Raw genomic sequence first — 18216 nt, 5'->3', positions numbered from 1 at the left:
GGGTCCGGCTGACGGCCGTCAGAAACCCACGGCCTGGCCGTCGCGGCGGCTGTCGCTGGCGGCCACGTAGCCCAGCTCGTTGTCGTTCTCGGACATGCGCCAGATGAACTGGCCGGCGCCGAAGTCCATGTACGGATCCTGCACCGACTTCAAAGGATGCCCCAGGTCCTTCAGGCCGGTGACGGTGGCGCCGGCCATGTTGGTCTCGATGTCCAGCGTGAAATCGCGGTTGACCTTCCAGCGCGGCGCGCAGCAGGCGGCCTGCGGTTGCTGGTGGTAGTCGATCATGCGCACCACGGTCTGCAGGTGGCCTTGCGGCTGCATGTCGCCGCCCATCACGCCGAAGCTCATGACCGGCTTGCCGCCGCGCGTCAGGAAACCCGGGATGATGGTGTGGAACGGACGCTTGCCGCCCTCGACCACGTTGGCCGACTTCGGATCCATCGAGAAGCCCACGCCCCGGTTCTGCAGGCTGATGCCGGTGCCCGGCACCACCACGCCCGAACCGAAGCCCATGTAGTTGGACTGGATGAACGAGATCATCATGCCGTTCTCGTCGGCGGCGGTCAGGTAGACGGTGCCGCCGGCATGCGGACGGCCCGCCTCGAAATGCGTGGCGCGGTCCAGGCGAATCAGCTTGGCGCGGCTGTCCAGGTAGGCGTCCGACAGCATCTGCTCGGGCGTGACTTCCATCGAGCGCGGGTCGGCCACGTACTTGTACAGGTCGGCGAAGGCCAGCTTCATGGCTTCGATCTGCACGTGCTGCGACTGCACCGAATCCACCGGCATCGAGGCCATGTCGAAGCGCTCGACGATGCCCAGCGCGATCAGCGCGGCGATGCCCTGCCCGTTCGGCGGGATTTCGTGCAGCTCGTAGCCGCGATAGGACCGGGAAATCGGCTTGACCCATTCCGGCCGGTAGCCGCGCAGGTCTTCCAGCGTCATGGCGCCGCCGCATTCCTTGCTGAAGGCGGCGATGCGCTCGGCCAGCTCGCCTTCGTAGAAGTCGCGGCCCTTGGTCGCGGCGATGCGGCGCAGCGTGTAGGCGGCGTCGGGGAAGCGGAAATGCTCGCCCACCTTGGGCGCGCGGCCCTCGGGCATGAAGGCCTGGGCGTAGCCGGGCTGCGCGCTCAGCTCATTGGCGGCGGCGGCCCACTTGTGCGCCACCACCGGCGGCACGGCGTAGCCGCGCTCGGCGATCTCGATGGCCGGCTCGAACAGTTGCTCGAACGGCAGCTTGCCCAGCTTTTCATGCAGCGCGGCCCAGCCCGCCACCACGCCCGGCACCGTGACCGAGTCCCAGCCGCGCTTGGGCTGCACCGCCAGCCCGTTCGGGCCGACGCCATGCTTGCGCTTGAAGTATTCGACGTTCCAGGCGGCCGGGGCCACGCCGGAGGAATTCAGGCCATGCAGCTGCTGGCCGTCCCAGACGATGGCGAAGCAGTCGCCGCCCAGGCCGCAGGAAACCGGCTCGACCAGCACGATGGCGGCCGCGGCGGCGATGGCCGCGTCCACGGCGTTGCCGCCCTTGAGCAGCATGCGCAATCCGGCCTGCGCCGCCAGCGGGTGCGAGGTGGACACCACGTTGCGGGCGAACAGCGGAATGCGGACGGAGGGATAGGGATTGCTCCAGTCGAAGGCTTTCATGTCTCGGGTCTCTGCGGATGGGATTCGTTATGTTGAACCGGATGACATTACTCTTGGGATTTGATTAAATCAATTTGATTTTTTTTTCGGTCATAAAAGAAAATTTTGTGAATCGAAGATCTATTTTCCCCGCCTTCCCGACGCGCCGCGAGCAGCCCGCGACCACCCACGCCACGGCGGCGGCAACACCGTATTAACCCTTAGAAGACGCCATGAGCACCATCCGTTTCCTGCGCACTTTCCTGGCGGTGGCGCATCACGGCTCCTTCTCCGAAGCAGCCGAGCAGGTCGCCCTCACCCAGGCCGCCGTCAGCTTCCAGATGCGCTCCCTGGAAACCGAACTGGGCCGCGAGCTGTTCGACCGCAGCGGCCGGCTGGCCATCCTCAACGCCGCCGGCCGCGAGCTGCTGCCCGAAGCCAGGCAGCTGCTGGACATGTACGACCGCCTGCGCCTGCCTCGCACCGCGCCGGGCGAGCTGGCCGGCTCGGTGTCGGTGGGCAGCATCGTGTCCTGCATGGGCACGCTGTCCAAGGTGGTGTCGGGCCTGAAGAAGGCGCATCCGAAGCTGGACGTGCGCGTGCTGTCGGGCAAGGCCAGCGAGCTGGCCGGCCGCGTCGAGGACGGCGACCTGGATGCCGCCTTCCTGGTCGAGGCCGGCCGCAAGATGGCCAGCACCCGCTGGACGCCGCTGTATGAAGAAGAGCTGGTGGTGATCGCCCCGCCCGGCGCGCCCGGCAAGGACGCGCGCCAGGTGCTGGCCAACAATCCATTCCTGCGTTTCGACCGCACCCAGCGCACGGGACTGCAGATCGACCGCCTGCTGCGCCGCCTGGCCGTGCCGCTGAATGAATTCCTGGAATTGAACGCGATCGAGACCCTGATCGAGCTGGTGCGCCAGGAAGTCGGCGTGACGTTGCTGCCGCTGATCAATGGCTCGAACTGGCAACAGAGTCCGCAGTTGCGCATCCTGCCGCTGCCGGCCGACCTGGGGCCCTCGGCGCGCGCGATCGGCATGCTGGAACGGCGCGAGCATGCGCGCCAGGGCATCACCGCGGCGATTTGCGCGGCCTGCCACGCGGCCTTCGAGGCGCGCGCGGCGCAAGCCGCGCGCTGAGGCCGGACACGCCGGCCCACGGTCCCATGGACCGCGCGCCCGCGTCCGCCTGGACGGGGCGCGCGGCGGGACTCAGGTGCCCATCGCGGGATCGGACGAGCCGTGCCTGCCGGTTTCCACACGGCCGGCGAAGCGGCGCAGATAGGCCGGATCTTCGTTCAGCGTGACGCTGAAGTCGTACCAGGCGTTGCTGTTGGCCAGCGGCCAGGCCTGTTCCACCTGCCCGCCCGCCGGCACGGTCAGCGTCCAGCGCTCGTGGTTCACGTAGTAGGCGTTGGGCGTGACCACGAAGGTGCACGGCGCGACGCCATTGTTCATGAACTTGGCGTAGACATCGCCGTTGGCGATGTCGTAGCAGACGCGGATTTCGGCATCCAGCTGCGCCGTGCGCGCCAGCGCCAGGTCGCCAGCGAAATGCCGCAGGAAACCGTTGTGGCCCATCACCCACAGATCGTACTTGCCGCCGTCGGCGGCGGCATCCCAGCGGCCCTCGAGCTGCTTGCCGGGTTCCACCGTATAGCGGCGCGGGATGCGGTCCAGATGCAGCTTGTCATAGACATGGAACACCGAGGCCGGCACCGACATCTTGGGAAAGTCCGCCGTGTTGGCGAACACCAGGCCCACGGCGGAAGCACCCGCTTGCGCGCGGCAGCTGACGTGCTGCTCGTAGGGCAAGGCGCGCGAGTAGCGCACGCCGGTGCGCTGCTGCGGCTTGGCCTGCACGCTGGGATCGGGCACCGTGACCTGCGGCAGGGCCTGCTGGTCCGTGCGCAACTGATCGGCGCCGGCGCGCGTCAGCAGCTTCAGGTCCGGCAGCGTTTCATTGTTGGGCGTGACGAAGTTGAAGGCCGAGGTCAGGTCGCCCAGCACCGCGCGGCGCCACGGGCTGATGTTCTCTTCCTTGATCTTGAAGCGCGCCTCCAGGAAGCGCAGCACCGAGGTGTGGTCGAAGGACTGCGAGTTGACCCAGCCGCCGCGGCTCCAGGGCGAGACCACATACATCGGCACGCGTGGGCCCGGGCCATAGACGCGGTGATCGGCCGGGTCCTGCTGCGAGGGCCGGGTGTGACGATCCAGATCGGTATTGACCGTCGACGCGCCGGCCAGCGCGCCGCTGACGGCGCCGGCGGGCAGCGTGCCGTCGGCGGTATCGAGCGAGGGCGCGGCGGGCGGCGGCACATGGTCGAAATAGCCGTCGTTCTCGTCGAAGTTGATCAACAGCACCGTCTTGCTCCAGACGTCCGGATTCGCGGTCAGCGCGTCCAGCGTCTCCTGGATGTACCAGGCGCCCTGCACCGGGCTCGACGGGCCGGGGTGCTCGGAGTAGTTGGCCGGCGCCACGATCCAGGACACCTGCGGCAGCGTGCCGTTGAGCGCATCGTCGCGCAGCGCCTTCAGGAAGCCGCCGTCCGGCATGGTGTTGGCCACGCCCTTGTACAGCGGATTGGCCGCGTCCACCGACGGCGACCACGGGGCGTTGGGATTGTTGCCCGCCAGCTCGTTGGCGCGGCGGAACTGCTTGAAGCCGGCCAGCGGGTTGTCGGTGAAGTTGTCCGGCAGGTTCTGGTAGACCTTCCAGGTCACGCCGTTTTCCTGCAGGCGCTCGGGATAGGTCTTCCAGCTCCAGCCGGTGCTGGACGCGCCCATGCTGTCCCACTGGTTGCGGGTCGACGGGCCGTTGCTCATCGCCAGCGGGTCATTGGTGCCGGTCCAGTGGAACAGGCGGTTGGTATTGGTGCCACCATGCGTGGAACAGTGATAGGCATCGCACAGCGTGAAGGCTTCGGCCAGCGCGTACTGGAACTCCACCTCCTGCTGCTCGTAGTAGCCCATCGACTGGTTCTGCTTGTAGCGCGGCCATTGGTACATGCGGCCGCCGTCCCAGGCCTGCTGCGCGTCCATGTAGTCGTGCGGCGTGCCGGACACGCGCTGGGCATTGCCCTGCTTGCTGTCCAGGTGGTACGGCATGACCACGCGGGTGCCATTGTGCTGTTCCCAGACGCTGCGGTTCTGCGGCAGCGGGATGGTGATGCGGTCGCCGAAGCCGCGCACGCCCTTGTAGGTGCCAAAGTACATGTCGAACGAGCGGTTCTCCTGCATCAGGATGACCACGTGCTCGACGTCGTTGATGGTGCCGGTGCGGTTGTTCGCCGGAATCGCCAGCGCGCGCCGGATGGCCGGCGGGAACATCGACATGGCGGTCAGGCCCGCGGTCGAGGCGGCGGCGTTGCGCAGGAAGCGGCGCTTGCCGGCATGGACCAGGTCTTTATCGGACTTCACGGATTTCTTTCCTTTCGCGGTATTGGGCTGGGCGCGGCTCAGGGCGCGCAACGCAGTTCGGGCTTGGCCGGCGGCTGCGGCGTCACGGGCGGGTTGCCCGGATCGGCCTTGTCGTCGTCCTTGTCGCTGCCGCAGGCGGCCAGCGACACGCTCAGCGTCAGCGCCGCGCCCAGGCGCAGGGCATGGCGCAGGATCAGAGGGAGGTTCATGCTTTCTTTATCCTTGGAACATCAGGGGAACAGTTCGAACATCGACTTGCCGGACAGCGCCAGCGACTTGACCTCATCCTCGGTCAGCGCGCGCGACCAGAAGGCCAGGTCGTCGAAATACATGGTGTAGGGGCCCTTGGTGCCGGCGCAGCACACGCCGTACTTGCCGGTGCCGTCCTCGTTCAGCCCCAGGAAGGGACCGTAGCTGCCGGCGATCTGGGCGAAGTTGACCGCGCCCGTGGCGACCGAGCGCTTGGAAAAGCCCAGCTCGCTGTCATACACATAGGCGGTCATGGTCTTGGCCGGCTTGTCGATCACCATGGCGATATAGACGGGCTTGTTCGGCGTGAACTTCATGCCGGGACTCTGGACGTCCACGCGGGAGCCGCCGCCGGCCAGGTTGAAGCGCAGCTCCGGACCGGACCACTGGGCGATGGTGATGCCGGGGTTGCCGCCGGAGTTGTAGTCCTTGTTGCCCAGGATCGAGCGGTCGTTGGCGGTGCCATCGGACTGGTACCAGAAACCAATGGTGAAGACCTGCGTGGAGGTCAGCAGCCCGGCCGGGTATTGCCACTTGAACGCGCCCACGGGATCGCCGCTGCGCTCGTTCTGGAAGGTCTTGCCGAACACGCCCGGGCTCTTGAAGACGGGCGCCTGCACGCCGTCGAACGGCACGATGGAGCCGCCGCCAACCGCCTTGTCGGCGAGATCGCCCTCGAACGGGAAGTACATGGTCAGGCCGGTGCGCAGCGAGGCCAGCAGCTGCGGCGGCTTGACGTACACCACCGTGGCGCGCAGCGCGCTGGTCACGCCGCCCAGGGTGATGCCGTAATTGAGCACATGCGTGCCTTCCTCGGTGAAGGTGAAGCCGCTGTCCTCGTACTGCGTCGCCGTCGCGGGCAGCGTCGCGATCTTGGCGCCGTCGCGGGTGATCGTGATTTCGCCAGAGGCATCGCCCAGGCGCACCCAGCTCAACGCTACGCGCTTGTTGTCCATGGACGTGCGCACCGATGTGCGACGCACCGAAGCGGCGCCCGACAGGGTCGAACCCGCCAGGTCGTTCTTATCGGCGGCGGGCAAGGCGCCCAGGTAGCCCAGCACCGTGGGCGCGACATCCGCCGCGCTCGGCAGGTCGTACCAGCCCGAGTCCCAGCGGCCGTCATAGGAGGCATCGTCGGCGCGGCCGCCCAGCATGGCGATGTTCATCGCCAGCGGCACGGTCTTGTTCTGCGACACCGGCGTGCTGTCGACGGCGCCCGGCCGGCCCGAGCCGCCCAGGCCATAGGCGCTGGTGGCGACCAGCAGCCAGTTTTCCTTCGGGTTCTGCGCGCGACGCTCGGCGATCTGCTTGAGCAGCGCCGCCACGGCCGCGTCGGTCTTGCGCAACTCGGCGTCGTAGCCGGCGCCGAAGCCGGACTCGGCCGCCACGCGCGCCGGCCCGCCGAACTGAGCCACGACCACGTCATAGCCTTCATTGATGCGGTCGCGCGCCTGCGAGGCGACACAGTCGTCGGCGCCGGCGCAGTCGCTCAGGCTCAGCAGGTTGCCGGCCTTGCCGTCGGCGGCGAACAGGCCCGCCACGTCCGTGGAATTGAACGCCGCCGCGCTGCGCAGCGCCGGCTTGGCCTGCTTCAGGCGCGCGAACAGCGTCGCGCTCTTGATGACCTGGCCCGCCGTGTCGGCGCGCACGCCATGCTGGTCGGCCCATTGGCCAGTCAGCAGCGTGGCCCAACCCGGCGCCGGCAGCGTGGGCTGCTGCGTCGGCGCGCCGTTCACGCCGCCGGTCCAGGCGCGCGACAGCGTCAGCTGGGCCAGGCCCGGCAGCGACTTGTCGGCCACGCCGCGATGCCAGGCGTCATAGGTCGCGCCATCGACGCCGACGAACAGCACCTTGGTGGCCGCGACCGGATCGGGCTTGGTCGGCGGCGGCGCGACGGGCGCGGCCTCGTCATCGCCATTGTCTCCGCCGCAGGCGGCAAGCGATCCCAGCATCGCTAGCGCGACGCTCCATCGCTTCCAGTTCTTCAATTGCATGGTTCTTTCCCTTGTGACAGCACACTGATGTGATGGCCGACATGGTGCGGCCCCAAGGTGAAAGGTCAGTTAAGGGTAAGGAAGATTCGCTGATCGACGGATCAGGATTTTTTGCTTCAAGCCTCGAAGATCCCAAGCGCGCCGCTGTCGTTCACGGCCAGGACGCGGCCCTGTCATCAAGACCCGCTATAGTCGCGCGCATCGCCACACGCTCGCGCCTTGCCGCGCCGCACCCGCCATGCTGTCCTTGCGCCCCGCCCTGCCCTCCGCTCCTTCCCTGCTGCGCGTGCTCGCCATGCTGGCCGCCGCCGGCGGCATCGGCCTGTGGGGCGCGACGCTGTTCGCGCCGCGTCCCGCCGCCATGCCGCCCGCGCTGGCCCCCGCCGCGCCACGCGCGCCTGACAATGGCCCGGTGGCGCTATGGTTCGGCAAGGACGAGGCGCTGCGCACGCAGATCAGCGTGCTGGGCGTGATCGCCGGCAATGACGGCGCGGCCGTGCTCAGCGTGGACGGCGGCCCGCCGTCGGCCTGGCGGCTGGGCGACGAGATCGCGCCCGGCATCGCGCTGCGCGGCATCGAGGCCGGCGCCGTGATCGTCGAGCAAGGCGGGCGCAGCAGCCGCCTGCCCGCGCCCCTCATGCCTCCAGCGCCCGCCGCGATCACGCCGGCGCGTTGACCACATATTGCTGTCATATTTCATGTCCACAATTCCCGTCTTCGAATTCAGACCGGAGTTGTAAAGTGCGTCAGTCAGCGCGCGGGCTAGCCCGCCAGCGGGGGTTCACCCTGATCGAGATCATGGTGGTCATCGTCATCATGGGCATCCTGGCGGCCCTGATCGTGCCCCGCGTGCTGGACCGGCCCGACCAGGCCCGGCAGGTCGCCGCGCGCCAGGACATCGCCGGCATCATGCAGGCGCTCAAGCTCTACCGGCTCGACAACGGCCGCTATCCGACCACGACCCAGGGCCTGCGCGCGCTGGTCGAGAAACCCGAGGGCGCGGCCAACTGGCGCGGCTATCTGGACAAGCTGCCCAACGATCCCTGGGGCCATCCCTATCAATACCTGAGCCCCGGCGTGAAGGGCGACATCGACGTGTTCTCGTTCGGCGCCGACAACAAGCCGGGCGGAGAAGGCGGCGATGCCGACATCGGCTCCTGGGAACTCTGAGCGCGGCTTCACGCTCGTCGAGGTGCTGGTCGCGCTGGTGATCGTCGCCATTGCCGCCAGCCTGGTCAGCCTGTCCGTGGGCCGGGGCGACAACCGGCTGCGCGCCGACGCCCAGCGCCTGGCCGACGCCTTCGCGGTGGCCCAGGGCGAGGCCCGCAGCGACGGCCGCCCCATCCGCTGGCTGGCCGACGCGCAGGGCTGGTCCTTCGAGCGGCCCGGCCGCGCCGACGAGCCGGCCGCGTCCACGCATGCCGCCGCGCCCGCCGACAGACTGGAACGCGATCCGATCCTGCGCCCGGCGCGCTGGAGCGCCGGGTCCGTGGACATCCGGCTCGATCCGTCCCGGCCGCTGGTCTTCAACACCGAGTGGGTCGCCGATCCGCTCGTCCTGCATCTGCGCGCGGGCGAAGCCAGCGTGACGCTGCTGCGCGACGCCGCCGGCCGCTATGAAGTCCGCTGACGATGCCGCACGCTGACATGCGCCGCGCGCGTCAAACAAGCCGCACGCGCCTGCGCCGCCAGCGCGGCCTGACCCTGATCGAGGTGCTGGTGGCGCTGGCCATCATCGCGGTCGCGCTGGCCGCCGCGCTGCGCGCCACCGGCCTGATGGCGGCCAACAACCGCGCCCTGCAGGACAAGGCGCTGGCCCTGATCGCCGCGCAGAACGCGCTGGTGCAGCTGCGGCTGGAACAGACCCTGCCCGCAGCCGGCTCGCGCACCCAACCCTGTCCGCAAGGCGGACTGCGGCTGGAGTGCGAGCTGGTCTTCACCAATTCCGTGAACCGCAGCTTTCGCCAGGTCTCCGTGCGCGTGCGCGACGCGGATGCGCCGCGCGGCGGCGCGCTGGCGCAGCTGGACGGGCTGCTGTCGAGCCTGCGATGAGAGCGCCCCCCGCCCGCCGCGCCCAGCGCGGTTTCACGCTGATCGAAGTGCTGGTCGCGCTGGCGTTGATGGCGCTGGTCAGCCTGATCTCATGGCGTGGCCTGGCCAGCGTCTCCAGCGCGCGCGACTGGATCGAATCGCAGGCCGAGGACACCGACGCCATCGTGCGCAGCCTGGGCCAGCTGGGCCGCGACGTGGAGCTGTCCTACGATGGCCCGGTGTTCGATCCCGTCGGCGGCGACGCGGTCGCGCTGTCGGCTGGCGTGCGCCTGCTGCGCCCGCCCAGCGGCGGCGCCGTGCTGGAGATCCTGCGCCCGCATCCGGACAGCCCCGGCCTGTGGCAGCGCGTGCAATGGCGCGTGCGCCCCGATGGCCTGTGGCGCGCCAGCGGCGCCGCGTCCGCGCGCGGCCCGCTGCCGCCGGTCGGCGACGGCGCGCTGCTGCTGCCCGGCGCCAGCAGCATGACGCTGCGCGTCTGGATTCCCGGCACCGGCTGGGCCGAGGCCGCCCGCGCCGCGTCGGCCACCGCCGCGACCGGCCTCGAAGTCACCGTGCAGCGCGGCGACGCGCAGGCCCCGCAACGCTATTCGCGCGTGATGGAGCTGCCATGATCCGCCCCATCCCCGCCCCGCCCCGGCGCGATCAGCGCGGCGCCGCCGTGATCAGCGCGCTCATCATCGTCGCCATCGTGGCGGCGCTGACCACCAGTCTGTTCCAGCGCCAGACCGCCAGCGTGCGCCGGCTGGAGAACGAGCAGTCGCGCCTGCAGGCCCGCATGCTGCTGGCCGGCGGCATCGACTGGGCGCGGCTGGTGGTGCGCGACCACGGCAAGCGCGAGGCGGTCACGCGCAAGGACCAGATCTGGGCCACCCCCATCCTGGACACGCGCATCGAGCGTCCCGGCGACGAGCGCGTGGCCGTGTTCTCCGGCGGGCTGGAGGACGAACAGGGCAAGTACAACCTGTACAACCTGGCGCGCGCCGGCGTGCCGCAGCCGGCCGAGGAACAGGTGCTGCTGCGGCTGCTGGGCCTGCTGCGCCTGCCGGACACGCTGGCGCCGCGCATCATCGACATCGTGGCCATGGGCCAGCCGCCGGCGCAGCCCGCCGAAGCCCCAGCCGCGGCCGCGCAGCCGCCCGCCCGCGCGCCGCTGCCGCGCGGCGTGCAGGAACTGGGCGCCGCGCTCGGCCTGGATCCCGCCGTGCGCGACGAACTGCAACGCACCATGACGCTGCTGCCCGCGAACACGCAGGTCAACGTCAACACCGCCCCGCCCGAAGTCATCGCCGCGCTGGCGCCCGGCCTGTCGATCAGCCAGGCCCGCGCCATCGCCGGCGAACGCGACCGGGGCAACGCCTTCAACAATAGCGGCGACTTCGCCAACCGCCTGGCGGGCGCCGGCTTCAAGGGCACGCCGCCCGCCGTCGTCACCGCCAGCGGCTGGTTCATGGCGCGCGGCGTGGTGGTCTACGAACGCGCCCGCCTCACCGCGCAGGCGCTGCTGCGCGCCACGCCCGGCGCCGCGCCCGCGACCGTCTGGATGAGAGAAGACAATTGAAGAACACCTTACGCATCGCCCTTCCCCCCTTGGCGACGCTGGACGCGGACACGCCGCTGCCCTATGCCTGGTTCGACCGGCGCGGCCGTTGCGCGCGCCAGGGCGAGCTGGCGCTGCGCGCGCTCGGCCAGGCCTATGCGCAGCCGGCCTGCGAGGCGGTGCTGCACCCCGAGGACGTGATCGCGTCCTCGCTGCAGATCCCCGCCCTGCCCAAGGCGCGCCAGGCCGCCGCCGTGCGCAGCGTGCTGGAACCCATGATCCTGGGAGACATGGACGACCTGGCCATCGGCCACGGCCCGCGCGCGGCCGATGGCAGCGTGGCGCTGGCCTGGACGCCGCGCGAACCGCTGCGGCGCGCCTGGGCGCTGCTGGGCGAACATGGGCTGCGCGTGCGCGCGCTGATCGCGCCGCAGACGCTGGAACCCGTGACCGACGCGCCGCTGCGCGAACCCGGCGATCCGCGCTGGCAGGCGGCCGCGCCATCCTGGTCGCTGGCCACGCCGCAATGGGCGCCGACCCGCGTCTCGCGCTGGCGTCCGGTGTGGCGCTGGACCGCGATCGCCTGCGCGATCTGGCTGGGCGGCCTGAACCTGTATGCCGCGCAGTTGCGCGGCGAGGCCCGCTCATTGCAGACACAGATGCGCGAACAAGTGCAGAAGGCCTACCCCAGGCTGCCCGTGGTGCTGGATGCCGCGCGCCAGGCGCGCCAGGAGCTGGACGCGCTGCTCGCCAGACAGGGCTCGTCGTCGGCCGGCGACTTCCTGCCGCTGGCGCGCGCCACGGCCCAGGCCATGCCCTTCGCCGCCGACCGCGTCGCGCGCCTGTCCTACGCCGACCACGCCCTCACGCTGACCCTGGCCGATGCCGGCGAGCAGGCGCAGCGCGTGGCCGAAACGCCCGCGCTGGTGCAACAAGCCGCCGCGCTGGGCCTGAAACTCGAACGCGGCGACAAGGACGCCACCTGGCGCATCACGCCCGCCCAACCATGAACCTGATCGACAAACTCCACGCTTCCTGGCGCGCCAGCCAGCAACGCTACGCCCCCGCCGTCCACCGCGCCCGCCAAGGCTGGCAGGCGCTGGCGCCGCGCGAACGCCGGCTGGTCCTGTGCGCCGGCGCCGTGCTGGGCGCCGCGCTGGTCTGGACCCTGCTGATCGAGCCGCCGTTGAAGACGCTGAATCAATACCGCGACGAGCTGCCGAAGCTGCGCGCCCAGGCCGCGCAGGTGGCCGACCTGACCGCCCAGGCCGACCTGCTGCGCCGCCGCGCCCCCGCCGCCTCCAGCGCCATGCCCGCCGCCGAGGAGCTGGCCGCCAGCCTGACGCGCGCGGGCCTGTTGGCCGAGCAATGGAAGCTGGAACCGGCCGAAGGCAAATCCCCCACGCTGGTCCTGACCGTGCGCCAGGCGCCGTCGTCGGTGCTGATGAACTGGCTCGATGGCGCCAGCCGCGACTGGGGCCTGACGGTGGCCGGCGCGGAACTGGAGCGCGCCGCCAATCCCCATGGCCGCCCGCTGCCGGGCCTGGTCAACGGCCGCGTCACGCTCGCGCCCGCCGCCGGGCAGGCATCCTGATGATCCTGCCCCGCCCGTCCCGGCGCGGCCTCATCCTGGCCCTGGCCTGTTCCGTCGCCGCGCTGCTGGCGGCGCTGTCCGCGCTGCCCGCCCGCTGGCTGCTGCTGGCCGCGCCGCAAGGCGGCATCGTCAGCCTGGCCGACGCCGGCGGCACCATCTGGAACGGCAGCGCCTGGATCGCGCTGGGTCCGCCCGGCGCGCGCCGCGTGCTGCCGCAGGCCCTGCAATGGCAATGGCATTGGCGCACGTTGGAAATGGAACTGCGCCATCCCTGGCTGCAAGGCCCGCTGCGGCTGAGCCCCGGCTGGACCGGCGCCACGCTGTCGGCGCAGTCGCTGCGCGCGCCGGCCGCCGCGCTGTCGGCGCTGGGCTCGCCCTGGAACACGCTGGCGCCGCAAGGCACGCTGGAACTCAAGTGGCAGACGCTGCCGCTGGGCGGCCGCCTGCCCGCCGGGCCATTGGCCGAACTGCGCTGGCGCGACGCCGCCACCGCGCTGGCGCCGGTCAATCCGGTGGGCAGCTACGTGTTGCGCCTGCAGGGCGATGGCAAGTCCGGCGGCGCGCTGGCCTTGAGCACGGAAAGCGGCTTGCTGGACGTCAGCGGCCAGGGCAGCCTGAGCCCGCGCGGCGCGAAGTTCCAGGGGCGCGCGACCTATGCCCCCAAGGCGGACGTGGCCGAACGCGCGGCGCTGGACGGCCTGCTGTCCGCGCTGGGACGACGGTCGGAGGATGTGGTGACGTTCGGGACGGGCGGCTGAGCAACGCGGCCGGATAGCCGGTCTCGGCCCGGCATCGTCATGGCCCGTGCAACGACTACGCGGCCCCCCGGTCCGCGCCTTCCCACGCGGTGTCCGCTTCCAGCCGCTGCCGCAGGCTGGCGACGAAGGCCGTGACTGCCTCCGGCAGCACGCGTCCGGCCAGCGTCTGCACCTCGAAATGGCGCTCGTTCATCTCGCGGTCGCGCAGCGGCACCGCCGCCACCTGGCTCCAGCGCAGGCGATGGCGTATCGCCAGCTCCCCGCAGAACGCCACGCCGCCGCCCGCCGCCGCGAAGGCCACCAAGGCATTGACGCTGCCGCTGGAAAACACCGGCTCGAATTGCAGCTGCTGGCGGCTGCAGCTGATATCGATCAATTGACGCAGCGTGGATTCGGCGTGGGGAACGGCCAGCGGATAAGCCATCAGCTGCGCCAGCGACAGCTCGGCCTGCCGTGCCAGCGGATGGCCGGCGGCCACCACTGCCCGCACCGGCGCCGCCATGCGCCACTCCACCCGCACGTCGCGATGAGAAACCAGGCTGAGCGTGATGCCGATGTCCACGGTGCCGTCGCGCACGCGCTGCGGTACCTCGCGCTGCGAGCAGACATCCACCGTGTACCGGATCCCGGCGTGCTGTTCGTGAAAGGCCGCGATGGCCCCCGGCACGAAATCATGCGCGAAGCCCTCGGTGCAGGCGATCCTGACCAGCCCTCGCCGCAGTCCGCGCAGGCCGGCGATCTCACCCGCCACGCGTTCCATGTCCTGATGCGCCCGCTTGGCGTGCGCGGCCAGCAGTTCGCCAGCGGCGTTCAGCATCATCCCGCGCGCGCGCCGCTCGAACAGCAGCGTGCCCAGCTCGCGCTCGAGCCGCGCGATCTGCCGGCTGACCGCGGAAGGCGCCACATCCAGCCGTTCCGCCGCGACGCTAACCGAACCGCAGCGGGCGACTTCCAGAAAGTAGCGGACCGCCATTTCCTGCAAGACTTGCGCGTTCATAGGTATTTACCCGCATCTTTTGCGTTTTTCGCAATGAATGATTCTAGCAATTCATATTGCTGCAACACAGAGCGCACGCCTAGGATGACATCGGTCAATGACGCGATGGATCCGCCGCCGGCCAGCCCAGGCTCCGCCGGGTCCCCCCCCCTCTGCGAGCACGATCATGAAGACAACCCTGCTTACCCTCGGTCTCGGCGCCACTCTCGCCGGCGCCCTCGCGCTTGCCATGCCCGCCGACGCCCAACCAGCCTACCCGAGCCGGCCGATCACGCTGGTGGTGCCGTTCCCGCCCGGCGGCGCCACGGACGCGCTGGGCCGCGTCATCGCGCAAAAACTCGGGCAGCAGCTCGGCCAGACCATCGTGGTGGAGAACCGCGCCGGCGCGGGCACCGCGATCGGCGCCGGCTACGTCGCCAAGGCCGCGCCGGACGGCTATACGCTGCTGGTGACGTCAGGCACCACCTTCACCGTCAATCCTGCAATCCAGAGCAAGCTGCCCTACGATCCCGTGCAGAGCTTCGAACCCATCGGCATCGCCGGTCGCACCGGGCTTGCGCTGCTGGCCAATCCCCACGTGCCGGTCAAGGATCTCAAGGAACTGATCGCCTACGTCAAGGCGCGCGGTGCCGAACGGCCGGCCTACGGCTCCTATGGCGCGGGCACCACCTCGCATTTCGTGGGCGAAGCCTTCCTGGCCGTCGCCGGCATCGAGATGACGCACGTGCCCTACAAGGGCAGCGCCCCGGCGATGACCGACCTGATCGGCGGCCAGATCCCGTTCTCGATCGACACGGTGGCTGCCGCGCTGCCGCAGAGCAAACTGGGCAAGGTGCGCGTGCTCGCCATATCGGCCCCCGGCCGGTCGACGTTCCTGCCCGACGTGCCCACCTTCGCCGAGCAAGGCTATCCCTCGGTCGTCATGGACACCTGGCTGATGTTCGCCGCCCCGCGCGGCCTGCCCGCGGACGTCAAGAACCGACTCGAAACCGCGCTGCGCACGGTCGTCGAAGCGCCGGACGTGCGCAAGAGTCTCGAAGCCCAGGGCTTCGAACCGGCCTTTTCCGACAGCGCCGCCGGCGAGGCCCTGATCCGGAAAGAGCTGCCGCTGATGCGCGAACTCGCCCAGCGCGCCAACATCAAACTCGACTGAAGGAAGAAACCCATGCCCCTGGACGACTCGCTGGTCGGCCTGACGGCGGTGGCGCTGCGGCGCCTGATCGGCGCCCGCCAGCTTTCCCCCGTGGAACTGCTGGAGGCCTGCATCGCCCGCATCGAGGCCGTCAACCCCTACGTCAACGCCGTCACCGCGACCGCCTTCGAACGCGCTCGGCAAGAGGCGCGCGCCGCCGAGCGCGCGGTGATGGCCGGCGAGGCGCTGGGCCTGCTGCATGGCCTGCCCCTGGGCGTCAAGGATCTGGAGCCCACGGCCGGCCTGCTCACCACCTACGGTTCGCCGATATACCGCGACCACATCCCCGCCGAGGACGTGACCCTGGTGGCGCGCCTGCGCCGCGCCGGCGCCATCGTCGCCGCCAAGACCAACGTGCCGGAAATGGGCGCGGGCGCGAACTCGCGCAACGCGGTCTGGGGCGCCACCGGCAATCCCTTCAATCCCAACCTGAATGCCGGCGGTTCCTCCGGCGGTTCGGCGGCCGCGCTGGCCTGCGACATGCTGCCCGTCTGCACCGGCTCGGATACCGGCGGCTCGCTGCGCATTCCCGCCGCGAAATGCGGCGTGGTGGGCTTTCGTCCCTCGCCCGGCGTGGTGCCCAGCGTGCGCAAGCTGCTGGGCTGGACGCCGATCTCCGTGGTCGGCCCCATGGGCCGCACCGTGGCCGATGCCTGCCTGCAGATGGCGGCCAGCGCCGGCCCGGACGCGGGCGATCCGCTCAGCTATCCGCTGGACCCGCTGCAGTTCCTGGCGCCCACCGCCGCCGATCTGGGCCGCCTGCGCATCGGCTACAGCGAGGACCTGGGCCTGTGCGACCTCGACGACGACATCCGCGTCGCCTTCCGCGCCAAGATCGCGGCCATGCGGCATCTGTTCGCCGCCTGCGATCCGGTGGACATCGACTTCGGCGACGCCCACCGCTGCTTCGACATCCTGCGCGCGGAAGCCTTCGTGGCCGGCATGCGCGACGCCTATGAAAAGGACCCCGCCAGCCTGGGCCCCAACCCGCGCGCCAATTTCGAGATGGGCGCGGCGATGAGCCTGAAGGACTGCGCCTGGGCCCAGGCAGAGCAGACCCGCCTGATCAAGCGCTTCCAGCGCGTCTACGAAGACTACGACCTGATCTTCACGCCCACCACGCCCGTCTCGCCCTTCCCCTGGACCCAGCTGTACGCGCAAGCCATCAACGGCCGGCCCCAGGAGAACTACTACCGCTGGCTGGCGCTGACCTACGTCATCACGCTGACCACCCACCCCGCGCTCACGCTGCCCTGCGGCCGCGACGGGCACGGCATGCCCTTCGGCCTGCAGATCGTGGGCCGCTTCCGGGGAGACCGCGAGGTGCTGGCCGCCGCGCTGGGCATGGAGCAGGCATTCTCCGGCATCGCCGAGCTGCAACGCCCGAGACCGGACCTGCATGCGCTCAAGCCCGCCGACCCGCCGCTGCGGTCGATCGTGTCGGCGCCCGCCCCGGCGACGAGCGCGCCGGCGTCCGGCAAGACGGGAATTGCCGCCGTGTAGCCGCGCGCTCGCCCTTGAAATCGCGCCTCCTGCCGGCCGGCCAAGCGACTCGCGCTCGCAGTTCGACGCAATAGCTCACGCTCATCTCCGCCTTGCCCGACGGCGTGAGCGCCGGCCGCGCCTCCCCCGCTTGCGCGAATCCCGCCCGCGCCGGCGCCGCGCGTGTCGTCCAATCCAGCCATCGATGCTCCAGGCGTTGTTTCAACTGCCCCGGACTATGCCTGCTGCGGCTGCGGGGCCAGCCGCCGCGCCGCGCACGTCCGCGCGCCACCACTCGTCCCTGAACCTGCCCTTCAGCCACGCGACCAGTTCCCGCACCTTGGCCGGCACCATGCGCGGCGACGGATACACCGCGTGGATCTCCTGGCCGGGCAGGCGCCAGTCCTCCAGCAGCGGCAGGATGGCGCCCCGGCGCAGGTCTTCGTCGGCCACATAGCGCGGCAGCACGGCGATGCCGAAACCGTCGCGGGCGGCGCCCAACAGCACGGACAGGTTGTTCGAGCGCAGCCGTTCCCTCACCGGAATGGCCAGGGTCTGCGCGCCGCCGCCGGCGAAATGCCAGATGGCGTCGCCCTGCGCGGTGCTGTAGACCAGCGCCTCGTGATCGGCCAGCGCTTCGGGCCGGACGGGCGCGCCGCGCCGTTCCAGGTAAGCGGCCGACGCGACCACGACCCAGGGGCTGTTGCCCAGGTAGGTCGCGCCCAGCGAGGAATCGGCCAGCCGGCCCATGCGCACCGCCACGTCCACGCCCTGCTCGACCAGATTGACGTAGCGGTCGTCGAAGCTCAGGTCCACCGTCAGCAGCGCATGGTCGCGCATGAAGTCCAGCACCATCGGCGCCAGCACGCGGCGGCCGAAGGCGACCGAGGTGCTGATGCGCAGCGTTCCTTGAACCTGCGACTGCGTCAGCGCGGCCACGGAGCGAGCTTCCTCGTCGTGGTGCACGATGAGCTTGCATTTCTCGTAGTAGCGGATGCCGACGTCGGTGGGCGACACGCCATGCGTGGACCGATGCAGCAGGCGCGCGCCGAGTTCCTGCTCCATGCGGGCGACCTGCTTGGTCGCCGCGGGCTGGCCGATGCCCAGCTCGAGCGCCGCGCGGCTGAAGGAGCCCAGGTCCACCACCCGGGTGAACAGGCGTAGCGCTTTGATCCGATCCATGTCGCGATTAGAGTCCGAGTCGCCTTCGATCCGGTATTCCACCATGGAATATGCGTCATTCGCCATACCCGTCTTCCGTCGCCGGGCCCGACTTGGGACCATCTGTCCCACCCCTAGTCGGCACCGCAGGAGATGCG

Annotated in this window: 18 protein-coding genes; 12 read left to right on the top strand and 6 right to left on the bottom strand. The window is 70.3% G+C overall.

The window, feature by feature from the left end:
- Nucleotides 1-18: 18 nt before the first annotated feature.
- Entirely contained in the window at nt 19-1647 is a 1629-nt protein-coding gene (gene ggt, locus C2U31_RS17755; protein ID WP_103273972.1) for a gamma-glutamyltransferase, read from the bottom strand.
- 212 nt (nt 1648-1859) lie between these two features.
- Between ggt and C2U31_RS17750 the strand changes: the two genes are divergently transcribed.
- Nucleotides 1860-2762 (top strand): LysR family transcriptional regulator, encoded by a 903-nt coding sequence (locus tag C2U31_RS17750; RefSeq protein WP_103273971.1) that lies wholly within the window; start codon nt 1860-1862, stop codon nt 2760-2762.
- Between the two features lie 72 nt (nt 2763-2834).
- Here the strand turns inward: C2U31_RS17750 and C2U31_RS17745 are convergent, their stop codons facing one another.
- From C2U31_RS17745 to C2U31_RS17740, 3 genes are read right to left on the bottom strand one after another with little or no spacing between them, the layout of a single operon-like run.
- Nucleotides 2835-5042 carry a phosphocholine-specific phospholipase C gene (locus C2U31_RS17745; RefSeq protein ID WP_103273970.1) on the bottom strand — a complete coding sequence of 736 codons (2208 nt, stop codon included), beginning with the start codon at nt 5040-5042 and terminating at the stop codon, nt 2835-2837.
- Between the two features lie 38 nt (nt 5043-5080).
- Nucleotides 5081-5251, bottom strand: coding sequence for a hypothetical protein (locus tag C2U31_RS30810; protein ID WP_199770843.1), 171 nt, complete (start codon nt 5249-5251; stop codon nt 5081-5083).
- A 21-nt stretch (nt 5252-5272) separates the two neighbouring features.
- Nucleotides 5273-7285, bottom strand: coding sequence for a LamG-like jellyroll fold domain-containing protein (locus tag C2U31_RS17740; protein WP_103273969.1), 2013 nt, complete (start codon nt 7283-7285; stop codon nt 5273-5275).
- A 238-nt stretch (nt 7286-7523) separates the two neighbouring features.
- Here C2U31_RS17740 and C2U31_RS17735 point away from each other — a divergent pair, with 238 nt between their 5' ends.
- The 9 genes from C2U31_RS17735 to C2U31_RS17695 all read left to right on the top strand — a co-directional run bounded on the left by C2U31_RS17735 (nt 7524) and on the right by C2U31_RS17695 (nt 13226).
- Nucleotides 7524-7961 carry a general secretion pathway protein GspC gene (locus C2U31_RS17735; RefSeq protein WP_103273968.1) on the top strand — a complete coding sequence of 146 codons (438 nt, stop codon included), beginning with the start codon at nt 7524-7526 and terminating at the stop codon, nt 7959-7961.
- Nucleotides 7962-8083: 122 nt separating this feature from the next.
- Nucleotides 8084-8455: a type II secretion system major pseudopilin GspG gene (gspG, locus tag C2U31_RS17730; RefSeq protein ID WP_233772880.1), complete on the top strand. Its 372-nt coding sequence runs from the start codon at nt 8084-8086 to the stop codon at nt 8453-8455.
- The gene (locus tag C2U31_RS17725) at nt 8427-8915 is read left to right on the top strand and encodes a GspH/FimT family pseudopilin (protein WP_103273966.1); all 489 of its coding nucleotides are present in this window, start codon (nt 8427-8429) and stop codon (nt 8913-8915) included. Before gspG ends, C2U31_RS17725 begins: the two co-directional genes overlap by 29 nt.
- Before the next feature lie 2 nt (nt 8916-8917).
- Entirely contained in the window at nt 8918-9337 is a 420-nt protein-coding gene (gene gspI, locus C2U31_RS17720) for a type II secretion system minor pseudopilin GspI (RefSeq protein WP_103273965.1), read from the top strand.
- Nucleotides 9334-9948 carry a type II secretion system protein J gene (locus tag C2U31_RS17715; protein WP_103273964.1) on the top strand — a complete coding sequence of 205 codons (615 nt, stop codon included), beginning with the start codon at nt 9334-9336 and terminating at the stop codon, nt 9946-9948. Before gspI ends, C2U31_RS17715 begins: the two co-directional genes overlap by 4 nt.
- Entirely contained in the window at nt 9945-10895 is a 951-nt protein-coding gene (gene gspK, locus C2U31_RS17710) for a type II secretion system minor pseudopilin GspK (RefSeq protein WP_103273963.1), read from the top strand. Before C2U31_RS17715 ends, gspK begins: the two co-directional genes overlap by 4 nt.
- Nucleotides 10892-11884, top strand: coding sequence for a type II secretion system protein GspL (gene gspL / locus C2U31_RS17705; protein ID WP_103273962.1), 993 nt, complete (start codon nt 10892-10894; stop codon nt 11882-11884). The genes gspK and gspL overlap by 4 nt, the downstream gene beginning before the upstream one ends.
- Entirely contained in the window at nt 11881-12468 is a 588-nt protein-coding gene (gene gspM / locus C2U31_RS17700; RefSeq protein WP_103273961.1) for a type II secretion system protein GspM, read from the top strand. The genes gspL and gspM overlap by 4 nt, the downstream gene beginning before the upstream one ends.
- Entirely contained in the window at nt 12468-13226 is a 759-nt protein-coding gene (locus C2U31_RS17695) for a general secretion pathway protein GspN (RefSeq protein WP_103273960.1), read from the top strand. Before gspM ends, C2U31_RS17695 begins: the two co-directional genes overlap by 1 nt.
- A 55-nt stretch (nt 13227-13281) precedes the next feature.
- Here C2U31_RS17695 and C2U31_RS17690 read toward each other — a convergent pair whose 3' ends face one another.
- Nucleotides 13282-14223 (bottom strand): LysR family transcriptional regulator, encoded by a 942-nt coding sequence (locus C2U31_RS17690; RefSeq protein WP_103273959.1) that lies wholly within the window; start codon nt 14221-14223, stop codon nt 13282-13284.
- A gap of 166 nt (nt 14224-14389) precedes the next feature.
- On the opposite strand from C2U31_RS17690, the gene C2U31_RS17685 reads away from it, so the two are divergent.
- Both C2U31_RS17685 and C2U31_RS17680 read left to right on the top strand, forming a co-directional pair.
- Entirely contained in the window at nt 14390-15376 is a 987-nt protein-coding gene (locus C2U31_RS17685) for a tripartite tricarboxylate transporter substrate binding protein (protein ID WP_199770842.1), read from the top strand.
- Between the two features lie 12 nt (nt 15377-15388).
- Nucleotides 15389-16918: an amidase gene (locus C2U31_RS17680; RefSeq protein ID WP_103273958.1), complete on the top strand. Its 1530-nt coding sequence runs from the start codon at nt 15389-15391 to the stop codon at nt 16916-16918.
- A gap of 201 nt (nt 16919-17119) precedes the next feature.
- Here C2U31_RS17680 and C2U31_RS17675 read toward each other — a convergent pair whose 3' ends face one another.
- Nucleotides 17120-18079 carry a LysR family transcriptional regulator gene (locus tag C2U31_RS17675; RefSeq protein ID WP_103276428.1) on the bottom strand — a complete coding sequence of 320 codons (960 nt, stop codon included), beginning with the start codon at nt 18077-18079 and terminating at the stop codon, nt 17120-17122.
- Nucleotides 18080-18216 lie beyond the last annotated feature (137 nt).

It is taken from the genome of Achromobacter sp. AONIH1, assembly GCF_002902905.1.
Lineage (GTDB): Bacteria > Pseudomonadota > Gammaproteobacteria > Burkholderiales > Burkholderiaceae_B > Achromobacter.
The sequence above is the reverse complement of the archived record's forward strand: the minus strand, read 5'-3'. Positions and strand labels throughout refer to the sequence as shown.